The organism is Terrabacter sp. 2TAF16 (assembly GCF_052115065.1).
GTDB lineage: Bacteria > Actinomycetota > Actinomycetes > Actinomycetales > Dermatophilaceae > Terrabacter.
The window spans coordinates 1-1,237 of the sequence record NZ_JBFRFZ010000038.1 but is presented as its reverse complement, the minus strand read 5'-3'; the positions used below and the strand labels follow the sequence as shown (position 1 = coordinate 1,237).

2 protein-coding genes are annotated in these 1,237 nt (G+C 66.9%); both read right to left on the bottom strand.

Annotated elements, in window-relative coordinates; genetic code table 11:
- Positions 1-408: hypothetical protein (locus AB4Z14_RS22030; RefSeq protein ID WP_442277110.1), on the bottom strand; the 408-nt coding region annotated here is incomplete at its 3' end.
- A gap of 337 nt (positions 409-745) precedes the next feature.
- Positions 746-1,237: transposase (locus tag AB4Z14_RS22025; RefSeq protein ID WP_442277109.1), on the bottom strand; the 492-nt coding region annotated here is incomplete at its 5' end.

Sequence of the window (1,237 nt, the reverse complement as noted above, 5' to 3'; positions counted from 1 at the left end):
CCACCGAACGTCCCCATGGAGGTAGACAACCTGACCTTCGTCGCTGCCCCACACGTCGATCCACGTCGGTACTCCGTGGTCCTCGACCAGGACCGGCGCGTGGGCCGAACGCAGCCGCGTCAATGCCTCCTCCGGCAGCCACGAGGGCTGGCACCCCGTCCAGCCGCCACAGCCACATACCTCGTGAGCGACCAGCGCGCCGCGCTCGACTAACTCCTGCGCAAGCTGAGGGGTGACGAACTCCTGCTGAAGGAGGATCGGTCTTCCGCTCGGGCCGATGAGTTCACCAGCTGCGTTGTACTTCCCAGGACGGACGGCATGCTCGCCTGAGACCCGGGCCTCTCCCTCGCTCCAGGTGGGCCGCTTGAGCAACTCCGAGAACGTAGGACCCTTCGACTTCTTCGCCATGTGAGCATCCTCGCCGTGAGGGCCGCCCGTGGCTACGGACTTCCTCTTCGCACATGCCGCACTGCGGGCGCGCCGAAAGGGGCTGGACCTTGGCTGAGACAGGAGTCGGATCGGTTGCTTCCCCGATGCGTGACGGGCTCACGGCACGTACGTTTCCAGGGTGGACATGAACGAGCAGGTCTTTGCCAGAGGAGTCTCGGCGAGCGGGGATTCGTGGAGCCTGGGCTGGCAGAGCGACGAACTCCCGGGCCCGGGCGTCACTTGGCTGCGGATCACCACCCCGGAGGGTCAAGTCCGTATCGGTGGTGTACGACGGTGATCCGTCGTGGTCGTTCGGTTAGGCGGTGATCGCCGCGGCGATCAGGTCGTTGGTCACCTCCTCACGATCGTCGTCGGTGGTGCGGTCGGTCAGGACGGCTCGGGCGTTCCTCAGCGCTTCCAGGCCGAGGTAGCGGCGCTGCTCGGCCCACTCGTCGTGCTGCTCCGCCAGGACGGCCCCGACGAGGCGGATGATCGCCTCCCGGTTGGGGAAGATGCCGACGACGTCGGTGCGGCGGCGGATCTCACGGTTGAGGCGCTCGTTCGGGTTGTTGGACCAGATCTGGCGCCAGATCTCCTTCGGGAACACGGTGAAGGCGAGGATGTCGGCGCGGGCGAGCTCGAGGTGCTCGGCCACGGCGGGGAGCTTCTCGTACAGTCCCTCGAGGACCCGGTCGAACTGGGCGTTCACGGCCTCGGAGTCGGGCTGGTCATACACCGAGTGCAGTAGCGCCTTGACCCACCCCCACTGCGACTTCGGCGTCACGGCCATCAGGTTCGCGGCGTAGTG